We start from the raw sequence: 22,490 nt of genomic DNA, 5'->3' as shown, positions 1-22,490 counted from the left end.
CCGCCGCAGAAGCCGCCGGGGCCGCCGGTCAGACGATGCGGATATGCCGCAGGCCCGTCCACGCCTTCCGCAGCCGGTGGGTCAGCGGCCCGTCCGTGTTGGGCCGCAGCGCCAGGCCCGCCGAGGCCGCGATCCGGTCCGCGACCTGCGGCACCCCGATCCCGTCGGTCCGGATGTGCTCCGCGAACATCGGATCCCGCAGCCCCTCCAGACAGCGGTCCAGCATCCCCACCGCGAAACTTTCACTCTTCAGCCCGCGCCCCAGACCGCGCTCCTGCAGCCGCCGCAGGACCGTCTCCCGCTCCGCGAGAAGCGCGAAGTGGCGCACCTCGTGGCCCGCCTCCCGCAGTCGGCCGACGGTCTCCTCGAAATAGCGGGGTTCGACCACCGTCATGGGCGCGATGACCACCCCCCGGTACGACCTCAGCGTCCGGTCCAGGGCCTCGAAAACCCCCTGCCGCCAGGCCGGATAGGTCTGGAAGTCGGTTCTGAGGGCCTTCGGGGTCATACCGTGCAGCCCGAAGCCCACCCGCTCCGGATCCGCGACGAAGCCGCCGGGCAGCCTGCGCAGCAGCTCGTGTGCGGTCTGGGTCTTGCCGCCCCCGAAGGGGCCGTTGATCCACAGCAGCATGCGGCCGACCCTACCGAGCCGGCCCTACCGAGCCGGACCCACGGAGCCGCCCGCCCGGTTCAGCGCCCGCCGACCGGGCCGCCGCCGCCCGCACGCACCAGCCCGGACTCGTACGCCAGCACCACCACCTGGACCCGGTCCCGCAGCCCCAGCTTGGTCAGGATCCGTCCCACGTGCGTCTTCACCGTCGCCTCGGAGAGCACCAGCCTCGCGGCGATCTCGCCGTTCGACATGCCCTGCGCGACCAGCAGCATCACCTCGCGCTCGCGGTCGGTGAGCCGTTCCATGTCCTTGTTGGCGGGCTCCGCGCCGTGGCTCGGCAGCATCGGGGAGAACCGGTCCAGCAGCCGCCGGGTGGTCGACGGCGCCACCACCGCGTCCCCGCTGTGCACGGAGCGGATCGCCGCCAGCAGCTCCCCGGGCGGTACGTCCTTCAGCATGAACCCGCTGGCCCCCGCCTTCAGCCCGGAGAACGCGTACTCGTCGAGGTCGAAGGTGGTCAGGATCAGCACCTTCGGGGCGTTCGGCTCGGCGCAGATCCGCCGGGTGGCCTCCACCCCGTCCAGCCGCGGCATGCGGACGTCCATCAGGACGACGTCGACCGCCGTGGCACGGAGGATGTCGATCGCCTCCGCGCCGTCCCCGGCCTCCGCGACGACCTCCATGTCCGGCTGGGCGGCGAGCACCATCCGGAATCCGGTCCGCAGCAGCACCTGATCGTCGACGAGCATCACCCGGATGGACATGTCTGCTGGTTCCTCATATCTGTAGTGAGCTGTCGTGTGGTGCGTCGTGACGCGTCGTGGAGGGGCCGGTCAGGCGGTACGGAGGGGGAGCAGCGCGCTGATCCGGAACCCTCCGCCGGGGCGCGGGCCGGCGTCCAGCGTGCCGCCGACCATACCGACGCGCTCGCGCATGCCGATGAGCCCGTGGCCCTGCCCGTCCGCGCCGCCGTCCTCGTACAGCTCGTGCGCCGCGCCACGGCCGTCGTCCTCGACGAGCAGTCCGAGCCCGTCGTCGAAGTACACGAGCCGGACACTGGCCCCCACCTCCGGCCCGCCGTGCTTCCGGGTGTTCGTCAGGGCTTCCTGCACGATGCGGTACGCGGTCAGCTCCACCCCGCTCGGCAGCTGCCGCGGCGTCCCTTCGATCTTGAAGTCGACGGTCAGTCCGGACCTGCGGACCTGTTCCACCAGGTCTTCGATCTGCTGGACATCCGGCTGCGGCACGTACTCGCCGCTCTCGGGGTCGTCCCCGGTGCGCAGTACGCCGAGGAGCCGCCGCATCTCCGCCAGCGCCTGGCGGCCCGTGGTGGAGATCGTCTCCAGGGCCTGTTTGGCCTGGTCGGGGGCGGCATCGAGGACATAGGCGGCGCCGTCGGCCTGGACCACCATCACGGACACGTTGTGCGCGACGACATCATGCAGCTCGCGGGCGATCCGGGCGCGCTCGGCGGCCACGGCGACCTTCCCCTGGGCCTCGCGCTCCTTCTCCAGCCGGTGGGCCCGCTCCTCCAGCTCGGCGAAGTAGGCGCGGCGGGTCCTGATGGAGTCACCGAGGACCCAGGCCAGGGCGAAGGGCACCGTCAGGATGATGGTGATGAAGATCTGGCCGAGGGCGGTGGTGTTCGGCTGCGGCCAGCGGATCTGCGAGAACGTGGCCGCGCTCAACCCGCCGATCAGCGCGAACCGCGAGGCCCACCGCGAGGTGGACTGCGCCGCGACGGTGTAGATGATCACCAGCATGGCGAAGTTGCCGGGGCCCTGCTCGACATCGGTCACCAGCTGGGCGACGCCGATCAGGGCCGCCAGCACCAGCATCTTCTCGGGCATCTTGCGGCGCAGCGCCACGACGAGGCTCAGCCCCACACCGAGCGGGAGCATGACCCATGACCGCTCGACCGGGCCGGCCGGCTCGGCCCACGCCAGGACCGAAAACCCCATGAGGACGACGGCCCAGAAGCAGTCGACGCCCGTGGGGTGTCTGCGGAGGAAGTCGTAAAAACGCTGCACGTAACCCAGCGTAGGGAAGGCCGACAGGTGTAGAGGTCAACCGTCAGAGCGATCCCGATCGCGAGGGCATACTCCACAAGGTGGAGACTGCTGGGCGTGACGGACGAGGAGACGATCGGTGTGGCGGAAGAGTCCGCTGGTCAGGGCCCTGACCGCCGAATCGGTGAGCGGGCGGGGCGGAGGTCCGGCGGTCCGGACGGCGATGGTGGCGGGGACCGGAGGGAACTCCCGGTGGTGAGCGGCGGCGAAGCCGGGTGTCACCCGGACGAAAGTGAAGTACGACACGTTTCATCCGGGGTTCCGTCCGGAGTTCCCTCCAGAGGTGGCCCGATGGCATCCGGCCCGGGTCGCGGCCCGGGTCGCGTCGCCCACGAGAGCCACAAGGGCCGAGGGGACGGGTGGCTCGGCTGGCGGGAAGCTACCGAGCGGGCCCTCTACGGCGACCCCGGCGGGTTCTATCTCCGTCCCGAGGGGCCCGCGGGCCACTTCCGTACCTCCGTCCACGCCTCCCCCCTCTTCGCCGCCGCCGTCGCCCGGCTGCTCGTCGAGACGGCCGCCGGTCTGGACCCCGCCGCCGGGCCGCCCGCCTTCGTCGATCTGGGCGCGGGCCGGGGCGAGCTGGCCGGCGGGGTGTTGGCGGCCCTTCCCGAGGACTTTCCGGTACGGGCGTACGCCGTGGAGCTGGCGCCCCGGCCCGCCGGTCTCGACCCGCGGATCGTCTGGACGGCGACACCGCCCGAAGGGGTCGGCGGGCTGCTCTTCGCCAACGAGTGGCTCGACAATGTGCCCGTCGACATCGCCGAGACCGACGAAGCGGGCGTACCGCGGCTGGTCCAGGTCCGGGCCGACGGCAGCGAGCGGCTCGGCCCGCCCGTCGCCGGTGCGGACGCCGCGTGGCTGGCCCGCTGGTGGCCGCCGGACGGGCCCGGGGCCCGGGCCGAGATCGGGCGGCCGCGCGACGAGGCCTGGGCGGCGGCCGTCGGCAGTCTGCGCGCCGGGCTCGCGGTCGCCGTCGACTACGGGCACCTCGCGGGGGCCCGGCCCCCGTACGGCACCCTCACCGGCTTCCGCGGCGGGCGCGAGGTACCCCCCGTACCGGACGGCACCTGCGATCTGACCTCGCACGTCGCCCTGGACGCCTGCGCCCTGCCGGGGGCCCGGCTCACCACCCAGCGCGAGGCCCTGGCCGCGCTCGGCGTCACCGCCGCCCGGCCGCCGCTGGCGCTGGCCTCCACCGACCCGGGGGCGTATCTGCGGGCGCTGTCCGCGGCCGGGGAGGCCGGGGAGCTGCTCGCCCGCGGCGGTCTCGGCGACTTCCTCTGGCTGCACCAGCCCGTACCGTGACGGGGACGGAGCGGGCAGGGACGGCGACAGCAGGGCGGACCCGGCGGGCGGTACCGCGGGAGATACTGAGCCCATGACGGAGACGACGTTCAGCCTCGGCGGCACCGCGGAAAGCACCGACATGGTGCTCAACATCGGGCCCCAGCATCCGTCCACCCACGGGGTGCTCCGGCTCCGGCTGGTCCTCGACGGCGAGATCGTGCGGCACGCCGAACCCGTCATCGGCTATATGCACCGCGGCGCCGAGAAGCTCTTCGAGGCGCGCGACTACCGCCAGATCGTCATGCTCGCCAACCGCCACGACTGGCTGTCCGCGTTCTCGAACGAGCTGGGCGTCGTGATGGCCGTGGAGCGGATGCTCGGCATGGAGGTGCCGGAGCGCGCGGTCTGGCTGCGGACCCTGCTCGCCGAGTTGAACCGGGTGCTGAACCATCTGATGTTCCTCGGCTCCTATCCGCTGGAGCTGGGCGGGATCACGCCCGTCTTCCACGCCTTCCGGGAGCGCGAGGAGCTCCAGACGGTGATGGAGGAGGTGTCCGGCGGCCGGATGCACTACATGTTCAACCGGGTCGGCGGGCTGAAGGAGGACCTTCCGGCGGGCTGGGCGGGCCGGGTGCGGCACGCGGTCGCCGACGTACGGTCCCGGATGGACGTCTACGACAAGCTGGTGCTCGGCAACGAGATCTTCCGGGGCCGTACCAGGGGCGTGGGGGTGCTCGGCGCGGACGCGGTCCACGCGTACGGCGTCAGCGGTCCGATCGCCCGTGCCTCGGGCGTCGACTTCGACCTGCGGCGCGACGAGCCGTATCTGGCGTACGGGGAACTCGCGGACACCCTGAAGGTCGTGACCCGGCCCGACGGGGACTGCCTGGCCCGGTTCGAGGTGCTGCTGGAGCAGACGCACAACTCCCTGGACCTGGCGGACGCCTGTCTCGACCGGCTGGCCGAACTGCCGCCGGGGCCGGTGAACCAGCGGCTGCCGAAGGTGCTGAAGGCGCCCGAGGGGCATACGTACGCCTGGACGGAGAACCCGCTCGGGATCAACGGCTACTACCTGGTCTCCAAGGGCGAGAAGACGCCCTACCGGCTGAAGCTGCGCTCGGCGTCGTACAACAACATCCAGGCGCTGGCGGTACTGCTGCCGGGGACGCTGGTCGCGGACATGGTGGCGATCCTGGGGTCGCTGTTCTTCGTCGTCGGAGACATCGACAAGTAAGGCCGAGCAGGGCGAAGTAGCTGGGATAACTCGAAGGCACCCGGTGCGGACCGTGCGGTCCGGGCCGGGTGCCTCGCGTTGGGGGTTCTATCCGCCGGGGTTACGAGCTGAGGGCGTTCCGCAGGCCGGACATGTCCAGCTTCTCGGTCTCGTCGTGCGCGGTGAGGTCGATGACCTCGCCCGCCGGAGCGGGGGCCGGGTGCGGGCGGCCGGTGTGCTGCCGGTGCTCGGCGAGGGCCTCGTCACCGACGACGTCCGCGAGGTCCGCCCGCTGGGCGGCGGCGATCGCCGCCTCTCCGTCGTCGGCCGCGGTGTCGTCGGGGCGCTGTCCGGGGGCCGGGGCGCCGGTGTTCGCGCCGAAGAAGTCGAATCCGCCCTCGGGCCTGCGCACGGTCGTACCGGGGACGCGGCGGGGGCCGTACGGAACGATCGCGCCGGGCCCGGCGGCCGGTGCCGGGGCGGCGGGGAGGGCGCGGGCGGCGGGACCGGCCGGAAGCGCGGGCGCGGTTGCCGGTGCCGGTGCCGTACGGGGGCCGGTGGCCGCGGCGGTACGGGGAGCGGTCTGCGGGGCGGCGGGGGCGTCCGGCTTCGCGGGGGTACGGCTGCCGCCGCCGTCGCCGTCCGGGGTGCCGTCGGGCCGCGGGGCGGGAACCGGGCCCGCGGCTGCCTCGGCCGCACCGTCGGCCGGGGCTCCTGCGTCCGGAGCGGCGGTGTTCGCTGTGGTGCTCGGAGCGGCGTCCGCTGTGGAGTCGCTGCTGCCTGCCGGGGCCTTCGGGGCGCCCGCGGGGGTGTTGGCCTCCTTCGGCGCACTCGCCGCGGCCTTCTTGCCCGACCCGGGGCCCGCCGGGTTGCCGCCGGTGCCTCCGGTGCCTCCGGTGCCTCCGGGCCGGGCTTTCGTCCCCGGCGCGGCCACCGGCTCCAGCGCGGGCCTTCCGCCCGGGCGGGCCGTCGCCCCGGCCGCGCGCCGCCCCTGGGCCTCGGCGTTACGGGTCAAGGCCTCCAGCGCCTTCGCAGCGCGCAGATACGTTGCGGCGGTGGGGCTCGCGCCCGGCACCGCAAGCTCCTTGGGGTCCTGGGGCGCCGTGGCCTCCACCGCGAGCTTGCGGCGGCCTTCCAGGGCGCTCGCCCGGCCGGTCTCCGCGGCGGCATAGCGACGGAGCAGCTCGGCGTGCTCGTTGCGGAGCTTGGCCAGCTCGACCCGCTTGGCCCGGAGCTTGGTCTCCAGCTTGGCCCGCAGCTCGCGCGCCTCGTCGACCTCGGACTCCAGCTCCGCCACCCGCTCCTCGTGCTGCCAGGCGTCGTTGGCCCGGCCCCGGGTGACCTCAGCGACCCGGCGGCCCGCGGACCGGTCCCAGCGGCGCATCAGCACCGCGCCGCTGACGGCGGCCGCGGCGGCCACCGCGGCCAAGGACCGCAGCAGCACCGGATCGGTGAGCAGCCATGCGCCGGCGGCACTCAGCACCGACGCTCCGGCCACCGCCGACGGCGGCAGCAGCCTGTGCAGGGGAGGGGAATGGCGGTGGCGTCCACGGGGCATGGCCCGAAATTTACCGTGCGTTGAGCGGGAATGGGATGGCGGGTCGGCAAATATCCCGCCGCTAAGGCCGGATCGCCGTCCCCGACACCCTCCGATTCACCGGACAGGCAACTCCGTGTAGGGCGAACTCGGCCATGAGCGGGATGTTCTGCCGCTTCTTCACCTTCTCTCCACGGCGCTTAGGGAACGCCTTGGGCGTTACGGCCGGGATAGCCGGGGCGGATGGGGCCGACGGTGTTCGAGCCGGGCGCGGACGGCCCGCCGGGCAACCGGGGCCCCGGCCCCAAGAGACCTGCCCCGGCCCGCCGGACAGTCCCGCCGACAACCCGGCCCGGACCCCGAGGCGCCTGCGGCAGCGGGCGGCCACCGGCCCGGTGCCGCCCGCCCGCAAGCCGCCCGGAAGCCGCCCGCGAGCACGACGTCAGCGCCGCCCCGCAGGCCCTACTTCAGCAGCGACTTCGACCGGAGGTACTCCTTCGCCACGTCCTCCGGCTTGGCCCGCTCGGCGTCCACCTTGCGGTTCAGCGCGGCGAGGTCGCCGGTAGTGAGCACCTTGGTCAGCCGGTCGAGGGCGGCGGCTATCTTCGGGTCGCCCGCGTCCTTCGCGTTCACCACCGGAAGGACGTTGTCGGCGTTCTGGAGCTTCTTGTCGTCGTCGAGGAAGACCAGACCGTCCATCACCGCATCCGTGGTCGTGGTGAGCACCAACTGCGCCGCGCCGTCCTTCACCGCCTGCTTGGACTGCGGGGTGCCGACGCCCTTGGGGTCGATCCCCGAGACGTCGATGCCGTACATCTTCTTCAGTCCGGGCGCGCAGAACGGCCGTACCGCGCACTCGTCGCCCGCAGCGATCCGCACCTTCAGCTTGGCCCGGCCCAGATCGGAGAGCGTCTTCAGGCTGTTCTTCTCCGCGAACTCCTTGCTCACGGCGAAGGCGTTCTGGTCGACGGCGCCGCCCGCGGGGAGGACCTTCAGCCCGCGCGGTCCGGCCAGCTCGGTGAGGGCGGCGACGGTGGCCGTGACATCGCTGGACGCGACCGGCTTCTCCTCCGGCGCCTTCGGGCCGTTCGCCTTCGCGTTCAGGAATTCGGCGAGGGTCGCCGCATATTCCGGAACGATGTCGATCTCGCCTCTCTCCAGCGCCGGTTCGTACAGCTCGCGGTTCTTCACCGTGGTGACGGACGTCTTATAGCCGTTATCCGCAAGGAGTTGTGCATACAGTTCGGCGAGGATCTTGGACTCGGTGAAGGACGCGGCCCCGACGACCAGGGAGCCGCCCTTTCCTTCCGAACCTCCTCCCGACCCGTTCTTCGACTTCTCCAGGCTGTCACCGTCACCGCAGGCGGCGAGGGAGCCCGCGAGGGCAACAGCGGTCAGTGCGGCAGCGGCGGCACGCAGCGGCCGAGACGGCCGGAAGCTCAGGGACATGACTGTTTCTCCGTTCGGAAGGCTGCGGCCCTGCGGCTCGTACAGCCGGGGTCTGGCGGAAATCGCCGGGCTCACCGGCCCGGTCCGGTCCGGAAGAGGGACCCCTGTCGGCCGGGGACCGGCCGGGCCGGACACCGGGTCATGGAACAGGCGGTCGGACGCCCGGCGGCGCACGGGACCGGTCGGCGCCGCGCGGTGCCCGCAACGGCACACCGGGCGGTACGGGGCCGACGGGAAGCAGTAGGCCCGCACGGGATACGGATACGCCTCATGCACCGGCCCCGGAAGGCAGCGGACGGGCCTCCCCGCGCCGGGCCCTGCGGCGCGCGGCACCGGGGCCCGCCAGCCGGTCCACCGCGAGCAGCACCGCCTCCACCACCAGCGCCAGCAGCGCCGCGAGCAGCGCCCCGGCCACCACCTGAGGGGTGTTGTAGGTGGCGAATCCGGCGGTGATGATCCGGCCGAGACCTCCCTGGCCGACCATCGACGCGATGGTGGCCGTGGCGACGACCTGGACGGACGCCGACCGGATCCCGGTCATCAGCAGGGGGTAGGCCAGCGGGAGCTCGACCCGGCGGAACACCTGCGGCCCCGACATGCCCATACCGCGCGCGGCCTCCACCACCGACCGGTCGACCTCGCGCATCCCGACATAGGCGTTGGTCAGCAGCGGCGGCACGGCGAACAGCACCAGGGCGATGATCGTCGGCAGATAGCCCTCGCTGCGCAGCGGGGTGAGCATCAGCAGCGCGAGGACGGCGAACACCGGAATCGCCCGGCCCACGTTGGAGATGTTCACCGCGAGGGCGCCACCCCGGCCGATATGGCCCAGCCAGAAGGCGAGCGGCAGGGCGATCGCGGCGGCCACCACCAGGGCGGCGCCGCTCACGTACACATGCTCGCCCAGCCGGTGCCAGACACCGCTCTCCCCCGACCAGTTGGACCCGGTGGCCAGCCAGGTCCAGGCATCGGCCAGCACCCCCATCAGGCCCCCTTCCCCGCCGCCGGTATCCGGGGCATCAGGAGGCGGCGGCTCCTGCCTGCCGCCTTCGGCACCCGGGTCCACGGCGTCAGCAGCCGCTGCGCCCCGAGCAGCAGCAGATCGGCGGTGACCGCCAGCAGCACACAGATCACCGAGGCGGTGAGCACCTGCGCCTTGAAGGTGGTCTGCACGCCCTCGTCGATGAGATTGCCCAGACCGCCCTTGCCGACCAGCGCGCCGACGGTGGTCAGCGCGATCGTCGACACCGTGGCTATCCGGAGGCCGGCCATCAGCGCGGGGAGCGCCAGGGGCAGTTCCACCTCGCGGAACAGCCGCCACGTCCCGTACCCCATACCGCGGGCGGCTTCCCGCACCTCGGCGGGCACCGCGTCCAGTCCGGCCAGGATGTTCCGTACCAGGATGGTCAGGGAGTACAGCACCAGACCGGTGACGACCAGGGCCGCGGAGAGCCCGAACACGGGCAGCAGCAGGGAGAACATCGCCAGCGACGGAATCGTGTACAGCAGGGTCGTCAGGCCGAGGACCGGGCCCGCGAATCCGGGCCTGGCCCGGGCGAGCAGGGCCAGTGGAAAGGCCACGAGCAGCCCGATCAGCACCGAGACGACCGTGATCCACACATGCTGGACCGTCGCTTCGGTCAGCTCCTCGCTCCGGGTGCGGAGATACTCCCCGCAGACCCAGTCGTTGGCCGTCAGGCAGTTCTGCCGCGCGGCCGCGCCGATGCTCATATCCCCCACCTCCCCCGCGCCGGCGAACATATGTCCGCCGCCTGGAAAGACCCTAACTCCCGCCACCGACAATCGCCCTGGGGTGCCATCCGACGGCAACATGGGCTTCACACACCACCCGCCACAATGGGGAACCATGATCCGTTTCGAGCACGTCACCAAGCGGTATCCGGACGGCACGACGGCCGTCGACGATCTGTCGTTCGAGGTGAACGAGGGCGAACTGATCACGCTCGTCGGCCCGTCCGGCTGCGGCAAGACCACCACCATGAAGATGGTCAACCGGCTCATCGAGCCCAGCAGCGGGCGCATACTCCTCGACGGCGAGGACATATCCACGGTCGACCCGGTGAAGTTGCGGCGCCGGATCGGCTACGTCATCCAGCAGGTCGGGCTCTTCCCGCACCGTACGGTCCTCGACAACACCGCGACCGTCCCGCACCTCCTGAACTGGCCCCGGAAGAAGGCCCGCGCCCGGGCCGCCGAACTCCTCGACCTGGTCGGCCTCGACCCGGCCGTCCACGGCGACCGCTACCCCGACCAGCTCTCGGGCGGTCAGCGCCAGCGGGTCGGGGTGGCCAGGGCGCTCGCCGCCGACCCGCCGGTGCTGCTGATGGACGAGCCCTTCGGGGCGGTCGACCCGGTGGTCCGCGAGCACCTCCAGAACGAGTTCCTCCGCCTCCAGCAGCAGATGCGGAAGACCGTCCTGTTCGTCACCCACGACATCGAGGAGGCGGTCCGCCTCGGCGACCGGATCGCCGTCTACGGGCAGGGCCGGATCGAGCAGTTCGACGCCCCCGCCGCCGTCCTGGGCGCCCCCGCCACCCCGTACGTCGCCGATTTCGTGGGTGCGGACCGCGGGCTGAAGCGGCTGTCGGTCACCCCCATCGAAGAGGGCGACCTGGAGCAGCCGCCGGTGGTCCACCTCGACGATCCCCTCCCCCGCGATCTGGGCGCCCGCTGGGCCGTCGTCCTGGACGGACAGGACAACCTCCACGGCTGGATCGCTGCGGAACACGCCCGGGGGACCGGTGCGGCGGGCACCAGCGCGGGCGGCACCGTACGCGAACACGCCCGCCGGATGGACGCCTGGCTGCCGCTGGGCGCCTCCCTGAAGCAGGCGTTCGCCACGATGCTCCAGCACGACGCGGGGTGGATAGCGGTGATCGACAAGGAGGAGAAGGGACGTTTCCTCGGGGTGCTCACCCCGGCGCGGCTGCACGAGGCGCTGCGGCGCTCCATCGACGCGGACGAGCGGGCCGTCCCCCGTACCGAGGTCGCCCTCGAATCGGTCGAAAGCCTCCCGGCCCCGGCCGACCGCCGGGCCTGAACCGGTACGGACCCCGAGCCCGGCCGACCGCCGGGCCTGAACCGGTACGGACCCCGGGCCCTGCCGACCGCCGGGCCCGGGCTCTGTCCGGGCGAAGGTACGGCCCCGGCCGGCCGCCGGGCCTGAGCGGGTACGGCCCCGGGCCCGGACCGCAACGGGCCGCGAGGCCGTACCGCCCCCGGGCGCGGACAACACTCCGGCGCGCCCGGGGTCGGCCCGGAGTGGTCACCCCGCCGTCAGCCTGCCGCTCAGCCACTCCAGCGCCGGGGGGATCTCCCGCCGCCAGGTCGTGAAGTTGTGCCCGCCGCTGTCCAGGGTGATCGACGACACCCGGGCGGGCTCCTTCACCTTCTCAATGAACCGGAGCGTGTCCTTCAGGTTGGACTCGCCCTTCTTGGAGGTGGCGACCAGGAAGGACGTCTTCCCCGGCGGCTTGTTGTCGAGGCTCCACAGCAGGTTGGCGTGGTTCCGCAGCTCCTGCCTGCCGTGGAAGAGGTCGCCGGTCGTGGTGTCCTCGGCGGCCTTGTAGTACGCGGACAGTCCGGCCCCGGCCGCGAACCGGTCCGGGTGGTGGAGCGCGATCTTCAGGGCGCAGTAGCCGCCGGTGGAGTTGCCGATGACGCCCCAGTTCGCGGGCCCGGTGCCGACCCGGTAGGCCCCGGAGACCGCGGCGGGCAGATCGGACGCGAAGAACGTCTCGGTCTGCGGACCGCCCGGGATGTCCACGCATTCGGTGTCCCGGGGCGGTGCCACGGTCGGCCGCAGCAACACCAGGACCATCGGCTGCATCCGGCCTTTCGCCGCCAGTTCGTGGGCGGTCCGCGGATACTTCAGCCCTTTGATCAGGTTCTCCGCGGTGCCGGGGTAGCCGGTGAGGACGATCGCCGCCGGGAAGCGCTTCTTCGCGTACGCGGGCTGGAAGTACTCGGGCGGCAGATAGACGTACGCCGGACTCTTGATGCCCGATTTCTCGCCCTCCACCGCGACCTTCTGGATCCGGCCGCCCTTCTCGGGCCGGCCGCCGCCGGGGACGTCGAGCGACTGGACCCCCATCACCTTGACCCGCTTGCCGCCCGCCGAATGGTCGACGACGACCCCCAGGTCCTGCTCCTGGCCGAAGAGGTCCGCCCAGGAGCCGTAGAAGAGGAACGCGTTGTTCGCCGCCAGGCCGACGGAGGCGAAGACGGCCACCTGGGTGGCGAGGAAGAGACCGATCCGGCCGGTCAGCGCCCGCCAGCCGGGGCCCGCGAGCCGCGGCCACTGCCAGATCGTCACCGCGAACAGCAGCACGGCCGCCGTGACGGCCAGGGCCAGGACGGGGGTACTGGTCAGCCCCATGAGCACGGCCTTCCTTGTCCGGGCCCCGGAAACCGGGACCTGTCGATCCGATCAGAAATCCCCTTCGGGTACGGAACCCGGTCAGAAGGACTTCCGTCCTACAGGGCGCACATCGCCCGTGCCGTCCGACCAACGGCCCCCGGGCACAGCAACCTCTCGCGCAACACGAGACGCACCGGAGCACAGCACTGCCATGTCCGACCCCCTAGATGGTGACAAATCATCATCGGTTCCCCAGCGGCGGACCCGATCGGCGGTACGGAGAGTCACCGGGGCCGGAAAACGACCCGGCCCACCGGGCAGCCCACAGCCCGCACCGCGGGACGGACGGCGGGACGGACGGCGCGACGGACGGCGGCGCAGAGAACGAAGAAGGAACGGAAACGGATGATGAGGGAACGAATACAGCGGGCCACGACCGGTGCCCGGCGGATCCTGCGCGGCCCCCGCCCCGAAGCCGTACCCGCCCTCGTCGGAACCGCCTGCACCCTCGTCGGCCTGATCGACATCGCCTCCGGAATCCTTCCCCGCTTCCGGCACAGCTCCGCCCACGCCCTCGTCGAGGTCCTCCCCGGCGCGACCGGCCCCTTCGCCGCCGCGCTCTCCCTCTCCGTCGGCGTCCTGCTGCTGCTCCTCGCCCACGGCCTCAAACGGCACAAGCGGCGGGCCTGGCGGGCCGCGGTCGTCCTGCTGCCGCTCGGCGCGTACCTCCAGTTCGCCTACCGGCAGTCCGTCATCGGTACGGTCGTCTCCCTGGCCGTGCTGGCCCTGCTGCTGCTCCACCGGGGCCAGTTCTCCGCCCTGCCCGACCCCCGCAGCCGCTGGAAGGCGCTGGCCAACTTCGTCCTGATGGGCAGCGGCTCACTGGGCCTCGGACTGGTCGTCGTCAGCACCCACTCCGGCCACGAGATCGGCAGCGCCGGACTGGCCGACCGGCTGGAGCACACCCTCTACGGCCTCTTCGGCTTCGAAGGCCCCATCGCCTACACCGGCGACGACTCCTGGACCGTCGGCTACTCCCTGGGCGCGCTCGGCCTGCTGACCGCCGTCACCACCATCTACTTCGCCTTCCGGCCCGAGCACCCCACGGCCCGGCTCACCGACGACGAGGAGCGCCGGCTGCGCGAGCTGCTCGCCCAGCACGGCGGCCGCGACTCCCTCGGCCACTTCGCGCTCCGCCGGGACAAGAGCGTCGTCTTCTCGCCCAGCGGCAAGGCCGCGGTCTGCTACCGCGTGGTGTCCGGTGTGATGCTCGCCAGCGGCGACCCCATCGGTGACGTCGAGGCCTGGCCCGGCGCGATCGAACGCTTCATGGACGAGGCGAAGGCCCACTCGTGGACGCCCGCCGTGATGGGCTGCTCCGAGACCGGCGGCCAGGTCTGGACCCGGGAGACCGGCCTCGACGCCCTGGAGCTGGGCGACGAGGCGGTGGTGGACGTCGCGGATTTCTCCCTCGGCGGGCGCGCGATGCGCAATGTGCGCCAGATGGTGAAACGGATCGAACGCAACGGCTACACCACCCGCGTCCGCCGCGCCCGTGACCTCTCCGCCGCGGAGCTGGCGCAGGTCCGGCGGGCCGCCGAGGACTGGCGCGGTACGGACACGGAGCGCGGCTTCTCCATGGCGCTCGGGCGGATCGGCGATCCGGCGGACGGCGACGCGGTGATCGCCACCGCCCACAAGGACGATCCGGACTCCCCGTACGGCGATCTGAAGGCGATCATCCACTTCGTTCCGTGGGGTACGGACGGGATGTCGCTGGAGCTGATGCGGCGCGACCGCTCCGCCGACCCCGGAATGAACGAGCTGCTGATCGTGGCCGCCCTGCAGGCCGCGCCCGGGCTCTCGGTGGCCCGGGTCTCCCTCAACTTCGCCATGTTCCGCTCGGCGCTCGCCCGCGGCGAGAAGATCGGCGCGGGGCCGGTGCTGCGGCTGTGGCGGGGGCTGCTGGTGTTCCTGTCGCGCTGGTTCCAGATCGAATCGCTGTACAAGTTCAACGCCAAGTTCCGGCCCCGGTGGGAGCCGCGGTTCGTGGTCTTCCGCAAGAGCGGCGACCTGCCGCGGATCGGGTTCGCGGCGATGCAGGCGGAAGGTTTCGTCCCGCCCGGTCCGCCCCGCCCCTTCTCGGCCCGCCGGTCGCCACGGCCCGAGCGCCCCTGCACCCATGTGATCCCGGTGGCCGCCCGCGCCGCGTCCGGGGTGGGCCGCGCGGCCTGAACCGTACGCAGGCCCGGCGGGCCCGGACGGCACCCCGCGTGATCCACCGGGGCACGGCCTACGCTGGCCCTATGAGTACGTTGCGCGGATTGCCGGAGTGGGACCGCTGTGCGGTCATGGGCGTGGTCAACGTCACCCCGGACTCCTTCTCCGACGGCGGTCGCTGGTTCGACACCACCGCCGCCGTCAAACGGGGCATAGACCTCGTCGCGGACGGCGCCGACCTGGTGGACGTCGGCGGCGAGTCCACCCGGCCCGGCGCCAGCCGGGTCGACGAGGAGGAGGAGCTGCGGCGGGTGGTCCCCGTCGTGCGCGGGCTGGCCGCGGAGGGCGTCACGGTCTCCGTCGACACCATGCGGGCGAGCGTCGCCGACCGGGCCGTCGCCGCCGGGGCCGTCCTCGTCAACGATGTCAGCGGGGGCCTCGCCGACCCGGGGATGGTCCCGGCGGTCGCCGCCGCGGGTGTTCCCTTCGTGGTCATGCACTGGCGTGGTTTCAGCCACGACATGAACAGCAGGGCCGTCTACACAGACGTGGTCACCGAGGTCGTCGGGGAGCTGCGGACCCGGATGGAGGCGGTCGTCGACGGCGGGATCCCGCCGGAGCTCATCGTCATCGACCCCGGTCTCGGCTTCGCCAAGGAGGCCGCGCACGATCTCGCGCTGGTCGCCAGGATCGACGCCCTCAAGGAGCTGGGCCGCCCGCTGCTGGTCGCCGCCTCCCGGAAACGATTCCTCGGCAGCGTACTGGCCGGGGACACCAGGGACGGGCTGCCGCCGCGGGCCCGGGAGCGGGACGCCGCCACGGCCGCGGTCTCCGCGATCGCCGCGTACGAAGGCGCCTGGGCGGTCCGGGTGCACGAGGTACGGGCCACGGCCGACGCCGTCCGGGTCGCCCGGGCTATCGGGGCCGCCCGGTGAGCCCCGAGGAGACCCGGGATCCCCGGACCGCCGAGGTCGAGGCCGCGAACGCCGCCTTCTACGAGACCCTGGAGCGCGGCGACGCCGCCGCCATGGACGATCTGTGGCTCCTCGACGACGGGGTGTCGTGCGTCCACCCGGGCTGGCCGGTGCTGTCGGGGCGGGGCGAGGTGCTCCGCTCGTACGCGCTGATCATGGCGCACACGGAGTACATCCAGTTCTTCCTCACCGATGTCCGGGCCCAGGTCGCCGGGGACACCGCGGTGGTCACCTGCACCGAGAACATCCTCAGCGGCGGGCCCGCGGAGTCGGCCGGGGAGCTGGGACCGCTGGTCGGCCAGCACGCCGTCGCCACGAACGTGTTCCGCCGCACCCCCGAGGGCTGGCGGCTCTGGTCGCACCACGGATCGCCGGTGCTCATGGAAGAGACAGCCGACGACGCGGGCCCGGCGCCGGACGACGACGAGGCCGCGGGGCGCTGAACCCCCCGGGCGCGAATGCTGTCAGTGGGCGCAGGTAGATTCGAAACGGGCAGAGGCACCCGCGGTACGCGGCTCGCCCCGCCGGCCTTCCGGCCGACCACGACGCAGAAGCACAACAGACGGCTTACCGATTATCGACAGCAGGAGTGATTCGCGTGGATCGTGTCGCGCTGCGCGGCCTCAAGGCCCGCGGGCACCACGGCGTCTTCCCCCGGGAGCGCGAGGAGGGCCAGACCTTCATCGTCGACCTGGAGCTGGGACTGGACACCAGGCCCGCGGCCGCCGACGACGATCTCGCGAAGACCGTCCACTACGGGGTCGTGGCCGAGGAGGTCGTCGCGATCGTCGAGGGCGATCCGGTGGACCTCATCGAGACCCTCGCCGAGCGGATCGCCCAGGCCTGTCTGAAGTACGACGGCGTGGAGGAGGTGGAGGTCGTCGTGCACAAGCCGGACGCGCCGATCACCGTGCCCTTCGACGATGTGACGATCACGATCAGGCGGAGCCGAGTATGAGCGACCCCACGGTGCAGCCGGTCCCCGCGTCCGTCGTCGAGCAGGTCGACGCCGCGGACACCACCCTGTCCAACCCCCGCCGGGCGGTCATCGCCCTCGGCGCCAATCTGGGCAACCGGCTGGAGACCCTCCAGGGCGCGGTCGACGCGCTGGAGGACACCCCCGGCGTCCGGGTCAAGGCGGTCTCCCCGGTCTACGAGACGGAGCCGTGGGGCGTCGAGCCCGGCTCCCAGCCGGCGTATTTCAACGCGGTCGTCGTCGTCCGCACCACCCTCCCGCCGAAGTCCCTGCTGGAGCGGGGCCAGGCCATCGAGGAGGCGTACGACCGGGTGCGCGACGAGCGGTGGGGCCCGCGGACCATCGACGTCGACATCGTGGCGTACGCGGACGTGGTCTCGGACGACCCCGTGCTCACCCTGCCGCACCCCCGGGCCCATGAGCGCGCCTTTGTGCTCGCCCCGTGGCACGACGTGGAACCCGCCGCCGAGCTGCCGGGCCGGGGCGCGGTCGCCGGGCTGCTGGCCGCGGTGGGCCGGGACGGCGTCACCGTCCGTGCCGATCTGGAACTCCGGCTGCCCGAGTAGTCGTTAGGCTCGTTGCAGACATACGAAGGACGGAAGGACGTGGGCGCCCGGTGAAGCAGCTACACCTCGGGGTGCTGGCCGGGCTCTTCGCCGTGGCGGGAGTGCTCTCCTGGGCGGCGGCCCGGCTGTGGGACTCCCTGGGCACCCTGCCCGCGGTGCCGCTGGCCGCGCCGATCGTGCTGGCCGTGATCGCCGCGGTCCTCACGGCGACGGCGCTCTCCCTGCGCTCCCGCCTCAAGGCCCAGCGCGAGCGGCGGCCCGACGCGAAGGGCGTCGAGCCGCTGATGGCCGCGCGGGCGCTGGTCTTCGGCCAGGCCAGTGCGCTGGTCGCGGCGCTCATCAGCGGGATGTACGGAGGCGTGGGCGTCTTCCTCCTCGGCTCCCTGGACGTCCCGGCCCGCCGCGACCAGGCGATCTACGCGGGCGCTTCGGTCCTCGCGGGCGCCGCGGTGGTGGCGGCGGCGCTGTTCCTGGAACGGGTCTGCAAACTCCCGGACGACCCGGAGCCGGGTGCACACCCGAAGGGCCACGCCCCGGCGTAACGCCTCCGGCGGGGGTACCTTCCACTGAGGGGTCTGATCACACAAGCTGCCCCACGCCACCGAGATGCTTCTGATCTCGCACTCGGCCGACCACCACGATCCTGCCCTAACAAGGGCTAAGCAGCGCTCGCTGCCCGCTCATAGGTAGCTCTCGCGACGGCGTTGGAACGGTACGGCCGCAGTCGGACCGCGATCTGCTGAACGTGCCGGTCGACCTGGCCGCTCTGCATCGTCGGATAGTCGTCGAGCACAGCGTTCCATGTGGCACACGCAGACTCCAGGTGACCGACTTCAAGGCGCCGCTCCGCCAGGAGCGCGCTGAACCGCAGGAAACTGCGATGCGAATCCCCGTCGTCGCGTACCCGGAAGTGCTCCTCCAAGGACCGGATGCTGCCCGGCACGTCTCCCAGGGAGTAGCGAACCTGCGCGGACAGGTAGGCCAGGGTGGATGCGCTGAACCCCCCGAACGTGGTCGTCGTACTCGCCTGGTCCAGAGCCTTTTCGGTCTCCCGGAGGGAGCCGAACGCGGCCGTTTTGTCTCCGGCTACGGCGTAGGCATGTGCCTGCTGGCCCGCCATGAAGGCAACCATCCGCGGCCCGGTGATCGGCGCTGATGCGGTTGCAGCGTTGGCGAGGCGTACCGCGGATGGGCCGTGTCCGAGCCCTGCGGCCTGGACGGACATGCCGCGGAGGATATGGCAGTACGTGCTGTGGTCCCCGGCGGCTCCGGCAAGTTCAAGGCCCTTGGTGTAGTAACGCTGGGCAAGCCCGTGTGCGCCTTCGTCAACGGCCATCCACCCGGTGAGATAGCTCAGAAAGGCTGCGGCGGACAGCATGGCGCTCCGTACGTCGGACGGCGCTTCGGCGCGCAAGCACGGAACGACCGTGTTGACGAGGAAAGAAGACGCCATAGGGCGCACTCGACGTCCACCGAATTCACCGTCGAGCTTGGCGAGGCGATCGGTCATTCTCGTGACCATGTCGACGTCGGGCATGCCGATGCGCCGCCCACTCTGTACTGCTTCCATCCGTCCGGCCACATCGGCCCACGCTGGAGTAGCCATAGCTACGGAAAAGGCAGTTGCTGCTCCCATGACGCCACGCCGGGACGGATCCATGTCACAGCTCCCCAGGTCTAGTAATCCTTCTACGGTACTGGCGAGTTGGGTGCATGCGACAGGAAAGCCGGCTTCTAAGTCGGTCACCGGACGATCTAATCGCCGCGATAGAACCTCCAGTACGAGCGGGCGCACGACATCCCTAGGCAGAGCGCCGCCGCGCCACTGGTGCACTGACGGCTCCCGGTATCTCAGCGGGATACCGCACTCCGTGCCGAGTCGGTTCACAGCCTGCGCCATTTGCCGCATGGTCCAACCGGTCTGCTGGTACAGGCGCTCAAACCTGGTCGGTTCGTTCATGACCATGTGCGCATCACCTCTGCGTCAAGCGGGGGCTTAAAGCTCTTAAGTCCTGCCTCGCCCTCCACGCTACCGCTCCGCGTAGCTGACCGGTTACCTGTTGCGAGCAAGGTTACGAAAGGAGGGCGACGTGAACCGGCACAGCAGACTCCGCGGGCAGACCCGCGATCCAGACGCACTCGCAGATCTCCTTACGGCGGGCGGTTTCTGGGGGCTCGCCCCGGCGTGGGTGCCCCGTGCCGGCTATGTCCGGGACCGGGACACCCTGATCCGCTGCCGGGCCGGGCTGGTCCGGATCCTTCAGGGCGAGTCGATCAGTGCACGCCGGAGGTACGGCCGTGGTCACTGACAGCTCGTGGGAACCACAGGTCGACGACATCGTCCGGGATGCCGGGTCCAACCGGATCGGACGGGTCATGGACCGCTTTGGTGCCCGCTACTCCCTCCGGCCGCTCACAGGCGGACGCGAATGGGAAGCACGATCCGGCGATCTTCGCCCGGTCACCACGTCCGACCTGCTCAGTGCAGCCGTCGCCAAAACAAACCAGCGCAGCAGCAAGGGAGTTCCATGAAGATCATCGACCGGCGGGCAGCAGTGACGGAGGCGGTGTGGATGACCGTGCAGATCATCACCGCCGCCTTCGTGATCGCCCTCTCCATCCTCGGGCAACTGTGACTGCCCCGGGGAAGGGGGCCTCCTTTGTCTGCGGGGAAGAGCTGGTGGTGTGCGAAGAGATACGGGAACTGGTGATCCCGTGCTTCCCGGGTGAGGATCCCGCACGATTCAAGGCGCGGATCCAATGTCCGCTCGGCACTCGTCACAGTGGCCGACACGTCGGCCTGGTGTGGGAACTGGTGCAACCGGACCCAGGGCATGTCTGGCTCACATGGTGGCGCGTCGGCAATAGCTTCGAGTGGGGGATGCACGCCCGGACGCACTGCCGGAACTGCCTGAACAGGGGAACCGACTGTGGTCTGTACGAGGGCCACGACCCGGGGCACTCGTATGAACCGAGCGACGAACAGGCCGTTTTCATCGCAGCCGTCGGCGCGGCCTACTTCCTCGGTCAGTACGACCCCCGCATCACTTCCGTCCGGGGCCTCACCGAGCAGACATGAGCAGACCTCGGATCGCCCATGCAATCCCGGCGCCCCCACACACAAGGGACGTCACCCACCCATGCGACACACCCGGCGGGGCGGAATCCACGAAGCCTGTCCGCAAGTGCCGTACGACCGAACCCGACTAGCCAGGGATGGACACCGTGACCCTTACCGAACCATCGCAGCTTCCACCCCCGACCAAGGCGACCAGCCCGTTACGTACCCGCCGAGCCGTTCGGAACCTGCTGGAACCGCAGACTCTCACTCCTGCCGATCTCGGCATGGTGCTCCTGGTCACCGAAGAACCCGCCGACCGGCCCATGCCCACCGTCACCACCGCCGAGATTCCCGCCGTGGTGCGGGAGGCCGCACAACTCGGCATCCGGTCCGTAAAACTGTTCGCGGAGTCCGCAGAGCGGGACACCCTCGGCGAAGTCGCACTGGCTGCCGACTCGCTGATGTCCCGCGCCATCCATGCCTGTAAGGACACCGCGCCAGCCCTCGCGGTCATGACGGAAACATGCCTGTGCTCGTACACCCCGGATGGGCTCTGCTATCTCACGGACCAGCACGGACGCCCAGACATCAGGGCCACCGTCCGGGCTACTGCTGCGCAGGCACTCGCCCACGCGGAGGCGGGAGCGGACATCGTCGGTCCGGCGTCCATGGTGCTCGGAACCGTGGGCGCCGCGCGCAAGGCGCTGGACGAGACCGGACACTACGGGGTCAGCGTGATGCCCCACGTGATCTTCTGGAGTTCCCTGTACGACGCGTTCCGCGAAACGATGGGTGCGACTCCGAAAGCAGGACTCGACCGAGAGTTCCAGATCAACCCCGGCAAGGCCGATCAGTTCGTCGACACGGCCTTACAGATGGAAACGAACGGGGCCGACATGATCTTGTTGGAGCCCGCGCAATTCACGGCGGACGTACTCGCCACGCTACGGACACAGACTCGCGCGCCCCTGTTCCCGTTCTCGGTGTCCGGGGAGTACCAGACCCTGGCCCGCATGGACCCGGCAACAGGGACGCGAGACCTACGGCTGTTGGTCGAGCTGTTCACCATGCTGAAACGCGCGGGCGCATCCGCGAGCCTGACCTATGCAGCTCTCGACATCGCGCGTCGGCTCACCTAGAGCCGAGAGCGGCCCGGACCTCGTCGAGGATCGCATGCGCTCCCTGGTCGATGAGCAGAGTGGCCAGGGATGCGCCGAGCTTCTCCGGTTCCGCAGACGGACCTGTCACGGTCCCTGCGACCCGTACGCGTCCGTCCAGTGACGTGACCTGACCCGCGAGGGAGAGTTCCCCATTGGGCAAGGTCTCACCGTACGCGCCCACGGGCACACTGCACCCCCCGTGCAGTTCGGCAAGAAGCGCGCGCTCGGCCCGGACCGCAGCATCGGCGGCCGCATCCCCAACCGCGGACAGCAGAGCGCGCAATGGCGCTGAATCGTCATCCGTCCGGACCTGAATACCGAGCGCGCCCTGTCCCGGGCTCGGCGGGAAGAGGTCGAGCGGCAGCACTTCCCCGATGGCGTCATCGAGCCCGAGCCGGCGAAGCCCCGCCACCGCGAGGACCACGGCGTCGAGCCCCATGGTTTCGATCTTCTTGAGGCGGGGTGGGACGTTCCCCCGGATGGGCACAACGTCGAGATCGGGACGCACGGCGAGTAGCTGAGCAACGCGGCGAGGAGCTCCCGTGCCGACCCGGGCCCCTTTCCGGAGCCCCGCGAGGGTGGACCCGCACAGAGCGTCGCGCACGTCCTCACGTCCGGGCGGGGCCAACAAGGTAAGCCCCTGCGGGTTCGACGTAGGAAGGTCTTTCAACGAGTGAACCACCACATCGACGTCACCCCGGGCGAGCGCCGCTTCCTGTTCGCTGCTGAACGCCGATCCGCCGCTGACAGCCGATACGGCGGACAGAGCCGACTTACGGTCCTTGTCGCCCCCTTCCAGGATCACCCGATGCGTGAAGGTGACTCCGGGGAGCCGTTCGCGCAAGGGGCGCAGATATTCGCGCACTTGCGCTTTGGCGAGGTTGCTGGCGCGGGAACCGACAAGGTACGTGGCCACAGGGACCCCATTCCGAAGCCTGACAGAGTGTCACCAGGCTATGGGGCTCGTACGCGTGCTCATGCAGA

At 71.2% G+C, this 22,490-nt stretch carries 21 protein-coding genes; 11 read left to right on the top strand and 10 right to left on the bottom strand.

The features are described 5' to 3' along the window. Positions 1-28 precede the first annotated feature (28 nt). The 3 genes from B7R87_RS18780 to B7R87_RS18770 all read right to left on the bottom strand — a co-directional run bounded on the left by B7R87_RS18780 (position 29) and on the right by B7R87_RS18770 (position 2,643). The gene (locus B7R87_RS18780) at positions 29-631 is read right to left on the bottom strand and encodes an AAA family ATPase (RefSeq protein WP_006347490.1); all 603 of its coding nucleotides are present in this window, start codon (positions 629-631) and stop codon (positions 29-31) included. 59 nt (positions 632-690) lie between these two features. Then, entirely contained in the window at positions 691-1,377 is a 687-nt protein-coding gene (locus B7R87_RS18775; protein WP_006347491.1) for a response regulator transcription factor, read from the bottom strand. Between the two features lie 69 nt (positions 1,378-1,446). Next, complete coding sequence (locus B7R87_RS18770; RefSeq protein WP_006347492.1) at positions 1,447-2,643, bottom strand: sensor histidine kinase; 1,197 nt, start codon at positions 2,641-2,643, stop codon at positions 1,447-1,449. Positions 2,644-2,973: 330 nt separating this feature from the next. Here B7R87_RS18770 and B7R87_RS18765 point away from each other — a divergent pair, with 330 nt between their 5' ends. Together B7R87_RS18765 and B7R87_RS18760 are read left to right on the top strand one after the other, a co-directional pair. Then, entirely contained in the window at positions 2,974-3,987 is a 1,014-nt protein-coding gene (locus B7R87_RS18765) for an SAM-dependent methyltransferase (RefSeq protein ID WP_130584945.1), read from the top strand. Positions 3,988-4,060: 73 nt separating this feature from the next. Continuing rightward, positions 4,061-5,203: an NADH-quinone oxidoreductase subunit D gene (locus B7R87_RS18760; RefSeq protein ID WP_006347494.1), complete on the top strand. Its 1,143-nt coding sequence runs from the start codon at positions 4,061-4,063 to the stop codon at positions 5,201-5,203. 100 nt (positions 5,204-5,303) lie between these two features. Here B7R87_RS18760 and B7R87_RS18755 read toward each other — a convergent pair whose 3' ends face one another. From B7R87_RS18755 to B7R87_RS18740, 4 genes are all read right to left on the bottom strand, one after another. Then, positions 5,304-6,740 carry a cell division protein ZapB gene (locus tag B7R87_RS18755; RefSeq protein WP_130584946.1) on the bottom strand — a complete coding sequence of 479 codons (1,437 nt, stop codon included), beginning with the start codon at positions 6,738-6,740 and terminating at the stop codon, positions 5,304-5,306. Positions 6,741-7,181: 441 nt separating this feature from the next. Further along, complete coding sequence (locus B7R87_RS18750; RefSeq protein ID WP_006347495.1) at positions 7,182-8,168, bottom strand: ABC transporter substrate-binding protein; 987 nt, start codon at positions 8,166-8,168, stop codon at positions 7,182-7,184. A gap of 268 nt (positions 8,169-8,436) precedes the next feature. Beyond that, entirely contained in the window at positions 8,437-9,153 is a 717-nt protein-coding gene (locus B7R87_RS18745) for an ABC transporter permease (protein WP_006347496.1), read from the bottom strand. Then, positions 9,153-9,899: an ABC transporter permease gene (locus B7R87_RS18740; protein ID WP_045852923.1), complete on the bottom strand. Its 747-nt coding sequence runs from the start codon at positions 9,897-9,899 to the stop codon at positions 9,153-9,155. The genes B7R87_RS18745 and B7R87_RS18740 overlap by 1 nt, the downstream gene beginning before the upstream one ends. 136 nt (positions 9,900-10,035) lie before the next feature. On the opposite strand from B7R87_RS18740, the gene B7R87_RS18735 reads away from it, so the two are divergent. After that, entirely contained in the window at positions 10,036-11,229 is a 1,194-nt protein-coding gene (locus B7R87_RS18735; RefSeq protein WP_006347498.1) for an ABC transporter ATP-binding protein, read from the top strand. 225 nt (positions 11,230-11,454) lie between these two features. Here the strand turns inward: B7R87_RS18735 and B7R87_RS18730 are convergent, their stop codons facing one another. Next, a complete protein-coding gene (locus B7R87_RS18730; RefSeq protein ID WP_006347499.1) occupies positions 11,455-12,567 on the bottom strand; it encodes an alpha/beta hydrolase in 1,113 nt (370 codons plus the stop codon). Positions 12,568-12,954: 387 nt separating this feature from the next. On the opposite strand from B7R87_RS18730, the gene B7R87_RS18725 reads away from it, so the two are divergent. The 6 genes from B7R87_RS18725 to B7R87_RS18700 all read left to right on the top strand — a co-directional run bounded on the left by B7R87_RS18725 (position 12,955) and on the right by B7R87_RS18700 (position 17,827). Then, positions 12,955-14,784: a phosphatidylglycerol lysyltransferase domain-containing protein gene (locus tag B7R87_RS18725; RefSeq protein WP_006347500.1), complete on the top strand. Its 1,830-nt coding sequence runs from the start codon at positions 12,955-12,957 to the stop codon at positions 14,782-14,784. Between the two features lie 71 nt (positions 14,785-14,855). After that, positions 14,856-15,704, top strand: a complete 849-nt coding sequence (gene folP / locus B7R87_RS18720; RefSeq protein ID WP_040915097.1) for a dihydropteroate synthase — start codon at positions 14,856-14,858, stop codon at positions 15,702-15,704. Next, positions 15,701-16,186, top strand: coding sequence for a nuclear transport factor 2 family protein (locus tag B7R87_RS18715; protein ID WP_006347502.1), 486 nt, complete (start codon positions 15,701-15,703; stop codon positions 16,184-16,186). The genes folP and B7R87_RS18715 overlap by 4 nt, the downstream gene beginning before the upstream one ends. Positions 16,187-16,341: 155 nt before the next feature. Then, positions 16,342-16,701 carry a dihydroneopterin aldolase gene (folB, locus tag B7R87_RS18710; protein ID WP_006347503.1) on the top strand — a complete coding sequence of 120 codons (360 nt, stop codon included), beginning with the start codon at positions 16,342-16,344 and terminating at the stop codon, positions 16,699-16,701. Beyond that, the gene (folK, locus tag B7R87_RS18705) at positions 16,698-17,285 is read left to right on the top strand and encodes a 2-amino-4-hydroxy-6-hydroxymethyldihydropteridine diphosphokinase (protein ID WP_006347504.1); all 588 of its coding nucleotides are present in this window, start codon (positions 16,698-16,700) and stop codon (positions 17,283-17,285) included. The genes folB and folK overlap by 4 nt, the downstream gene beginning before the upstream one ends. 50 nt (positions 17,286-17,335) lie before the next feature. Next, positions 17,336-17,827: a DUF3180 domain-containing protein gene (locus tag B7R87_RS18700; protein ID WP_006347505.1), complete on the top strand. Its 492-nt coding sequence runs from the start codon at positions 17,336-17,338 to the stop codon at positions 17,825-17,827. A 116-nt stretch (positions 17,828-17,943) separates the two neighbouring features. Here the strand turns inward: B7R87_RS18700 and B7R87_RS18695 are convergent, their stop codons facing one another. Then, complete coding sequence (locus B7R87_RS18695; RefSeq protein ID WP_332903354.1) at positions 17,944-18,795, bottom strand: transcriptional regulator; 852 nt, start codon at positions 18,793-18,795, stop codon at positions 17,944-17,946. A 580-nt stretch (positions 18,796-19,375) separates the two neighbouring features. On the opposite strand from B7R87_RS18695, the gene B7R87_RS18690 reads away from it, so the two are divergent. Together B7R87_RS18690 and B7R87_RS18685 are read left to right on the top strand one after the other, a co-directional pair. Next, entirely contained in the window at positions 19,376-19,594 is a 219-nt protein-coding gene (locus B7R87_RS18690) for a hypothetical protein (RefSeq protein WP_040915099.1), read from the top strand. 907 nt (positions 19,595-20,501) lie between these two features. Beyond that, positions 20,502-21,485 (top strand): hypothetical protein, encoded by a 984-nt coding sequence (locus tag B7R87_RS18685; protein ID WP_078902202.1) that lies wholly within the window; start codon positions 20,502-20,504, stop codon positions 21,483-21,485. Here B7R87_RS18685 and hemC read toward each other — a convergent pair. Beyond that, positions 21,478-22,422, bottom strand: coding sequence for a hydroxymethylbilane synthase (gene hemC / locus B7R87_RS18680; RefSeq protein WP_006347509.1), 945 nt, complete (start codon positions 22,420-22,422; stop codon positions 21,478-21,480). The genes B7R87_RS18685 and hemC overlap by 8 nt on opposite strands. Between the last annotated feature and the right edge of the window lie 68 nt (positions 22,423-22,490).

This window comes from Streptomyces tsukubensis, assembly GCF_003932715.1.
Taxonomy (GTDB): Bacteria; Actinomycetota; Actinomycetes; order Streptomycetales; family Streptomycetaceae; genus Streptomyces; species Streptomyces tsukubensis.
The sequence above is the reverse complement of the archived record's forward strand: the minus strand, read 5'-3'. Positions and strand labels throughout refer to the sequence as shown.

Excerpts from the sequence above, each read along its gene's own strand:
- B7R87_RS18765 (WP_130584945.1), top strand. The coding sequence starts at position 2,974 with ATGGCATCCGGCCCGGGTCGCGGCCCGGGTCGCGTCGCCCACGAGAGC.
- B7R87_RS18745 (WP_006347496.1), bottom strand. The coding sequence starts at position 9,153 with ATGGGGGTGCTGGCCGATGCCTGGACCTGGCTGGCCACCGGGTCCAAC.
- B7R87_RS18775 (WP_006347491.1), bottom strand. The coding sequence starts at position 1,377 with ATGTCCATCCGGGTGATGCTCGTCGACGATCAGGTGCTGCTGCGGACC.
- B7R87_RS18695 (WP_332903354.1), bottom strand. The coding sequence starts at position 18,795 with ATGACCGATCGCCTCGCCAAGCTCGACGGTGAATTCGGTGGACGTCGA.
- B7R87_RS18725 (WP_006347500.1), top strand. The coding sequence starts at position 12,955 with ATGATGAGGGAACGAATACAGCGGGCCACGACCGGTGCCCGGCGGATC.
- B7R87_RS18730 (WP_006347499.1), bottom strand. The coding sequence starts at position 12,567 with ATGGGGCTGACCAGTACCCCCGTCCTGGCCCTGGCCGTCACGGCGGCC.
- B7R87_RS18685 (WP_078902202.1), top strand. The coding sequence starts at position 20,502 with ATGGACACCGTGACCCTTACCGAACCATCGCAGCTTCCACCCCCGACC.
- B7R87_RS18735 (WP_006347498.1), top strand. The coding sequence starts at position 10,036 with ATGATCCGTTTCGAGCACGTCACCAAGCGGTATCCGGACGGCACGACG.
- B7R87_RS18755 (WP_130584946.1), bottom strand. The coding sequence starts at position 6,740 with ATGCCCCGTGGACGCCACCGCCATTCCCCTCCCCTGCACAGGCTGCTG.
- B7R87_RS18750 (WP_006347495.1), bottom strand. The coding sequence starts at position 8,168 with ATGTCCCTGAGCTTCCGGCCGTCTCGGCCGCTGCGTGCCGCCGCTGCC.
- folK (WP_006347504.1), top strand. The coding sequence starts at position 16,698 with ATGAGCGACCCCACGGTGCAGCCGGTCCCCGCGTCCGTCGTCGAGCAG.
- B7R87_RS18780 (WP_006347490.1), bottom strand. The coding sequence starts at position 631 with ATGCTGCTGTGGATCAACGGCCCCTTCGGGGGCGGCAAGACCCAGACC.
- B7R87_RS18740 (WP_045852923.1), bottom strand. The coding sequence starts at position 9,899 with ATGAGCATCGGCGCGGCCGCGCGGCAGAACTGCCTGACGGCCAACGAC.
- folP (WP_040915097.1), top strand. The coding sequence starts at position 14,856 with ATGAGTACGTTGCGCGGATTGCCGGAGTGGGACCGCTGTGCGGTCATG.
- B7R87_RS18760 (WP_006347494.1), top strand. The coding sequence starts at position 4,061 with ATGACGGAGACGACGTTCAGCCTCGGCGGCACCGCGGAAAGCACCGAC.